The following is a 2,456-nucleotide window of genomic DNA, read 5'->3' as shown; positions in this document are numbered from 1 at the left end:
GTATACTTCAGAGCTTTTAGATACTTCATCAAACCTTTCCTCTTGAAACGATTGTTGAACTACTTTTTCCTGATACTCATATTTTTTAGGATTCTTTATCATTTTAAACACACAAATACAAGCCAAGAATTCTATTATGATAGCAGGAAATCCTCCTAGATTAGAAAGAGTTTTTATTCCGTTAATACCAGTTTTACTTATCATTATAAAAGCAAGAGAACTAACTATTATTCCCCAAACTACTTTAGAAGATGTAGGAGCTTCTTGATTTTCTATAGAAATATTTTTTGTTGAAAGAGCACTCATAGCGTTTGTAGTGGAATCAAAAGCTGTTATAGCTGTTATAACCACAATAATGAAAAAAAATGGAATGATTATATTAGAAAATGGCATTTCTCTAAGGATTGCATATCCTACAGCTTCTGGTCCTACTTCGTTTAAAACCTTAACAAGATCTACTCTTCCTGTTAATTGATAATTTATAGCGGTTCCACTAAATATAACCATCCATAGAGCACCGAATATAGATGGGAAAATAAAGTTTACATTTAAAATTTCTCTTACAGTTCTACCGTAGGAGATTCTTCCTAGAAAACATGCAGTAACAGGAGCCCAAGCCATCCATACTGCCCAATAAAACATAGTCCATCCTTTTGGCCACATTTCATTTGCTGATCCTCCTGTATATAAACTTTTACTAAAGAATCCCGATAAATAGCCACCAAAAGCTTCAGTTCCAAGGTTTAGACAATATGCAGTAGGTCCGACAAAAAATACAAATGCTACTATTAAGTAATATACTTTCATATTTAATCTTGAAAGTATTTTTATTCCTTTCATTACTCCTGTGCTCGCTGAAAATATAAAAATACTAGCAAGTGCAATTGAAATTAAGAACCATAAACTTGGAGTACTTTGAATTCCTGTTATAGAATTAAGAGCACCTCCAATATTTAAAGTCGAAGTTCCAAAAGCAGCAGCAGCACCAGCACTTAGACTGAATAAGCAAACTGCATCGATTATTTGATAAAATTTATCACTTTCTATTTTTTCTGTGATTGGAGAAATTTGTGAACCTATACTAAAAGGTTTTTTTAAGTTATAAAAAGAAATAGCAAATAGAACGGTAGGCAATGCATATATTGCATAAGGAGTAATTGTCCAGTGTAAAAACATTGTTTCCATAGCAAATTTTGCAGCTTCTGGAGAGAGGGGTCGTATACCTAAAGTTTTTGGTGGATACGCCAAATGATAAATTGGTTCAGCAGTCCCCCAAAATACTATACCAGCTGCAAGGGTTGTGCATAAAGTAATAGCAAACCAGTTAAAATTTGACATTAGCGGTTTTGCATCACTTCCTCCTATTTTTATTTCGCCTAATTTTGAAAAATACATGCTGATAACAGCAATGACAACTAAAAATCCAGTTAAACTAAAAGCCCAGCCAAAATTTTCAAGCATCCAATTACTTGCTGCTGTAACATTACTGATAAATATCTCTGGAAACCACCAATTGAGTGCTAAAGCACCTACTAAAAGTATAAAAGCAGGCCAAAAAGCAATAGGCCTAATTTGTTTAAACATAATATTCCTCCTATTTTTTTAATTCTTCTACTTAAAATCTAACTTTATTTGATCTTAACGTTCTAAAAAAAATTAATAGTCATATCCTCTACTATATAGATTTTTAACTGGATAGGTAGAGGGTATGACTATTAGTAGATATATTTACTATTATTTAGATTAGAGTTTGATATTCTCTCTCATTCTATGGAGAAATTTTTCAAAAAATAGAAAGAATATACTTCTTGATTTTTCATAATGTAATAGTTTTTCATCTTGGAATGACTGTGTCAAATAGATTACCTGTGAGAATTTTTCCATTTCAATATTGGTATTATATTCGTCTAATATTTGAACTATATGACCTCCTCTACCGTTAAGTTTATTTAATAACTCAGAGCTATTTTTAAATTTTCCACTTACAGAAAATAAAATTAATAAGGTGTTTTCGTTGTAAAGTTTTTCTATCACCATTTCTTCGCTAGATGTTATAACATTTTTTTTAAGAGCTAATTTCAACTTATATGCAAAATATTCTGCTGCCAAAAGAGAAGGACCATATCCAACTAATATTATATTTTGATATTTTTCCATAGTTTTAAGAAGGTCATCTATAATATTTATATCAAAATTCTGTAAAAAATCGATTATCCTTTTTTCCTCAAAATTAATTTCTTTTTTCTGTGGTAAAGGGGTTTCTTTAGAAAGATATTTAATAAACTGCTTATAATTATCAAACCCTAACTTCTTAGAAAGTTTAGATATTTTAGATGTAGAGACCTTTGCAATCTCAGCAGCTTCATAAATTTTTAGTTTACCAGATATTTTATCTGAATTATTAATGGTTTCGATTATACTCTTTTCAAGATTGTTCAATTTAGTGTAGTTAATGC

The 2,456-nt window shown here is 30.3% G+C and carries 2 protein-coding genes; both read right to left on the bottom strand.

Translation table 11 applies throughout. The features are described 5' to 3' along the window. Positions 1 to 1,584, bottom strand: a 1,584-nt coding sequence (locus ABZA26_RS12650) for a BCCT family transporter (protein ID WP_372714873.1), incomplete at its 3' end; no start/stop codon positions are given. A gap of 159 nt (positions 1,585 to 1,743) precedes the next feature. Further along, positions 1,744 to 2,456 (bottom strand): MurR/RpiR family transcriptional regulator (locus ABZA26_RS12645; RefSeq protein ID WP_372714872.1); only part of this gene is annotated, 713 nt, incomplete at its 5' end.

It is taken from the genome of Ilyobacter sp., from assembly GCF_041583315.1.
Classification (GTDB): Bacteria; Fusobacteriota; Fusobacteriia; order Fusobacteriales; family Fusobacteriaceae; genus Ilyobacter.
This window is presented reverse-complemented; position numbering and strand designations above follow the sequence as displayed.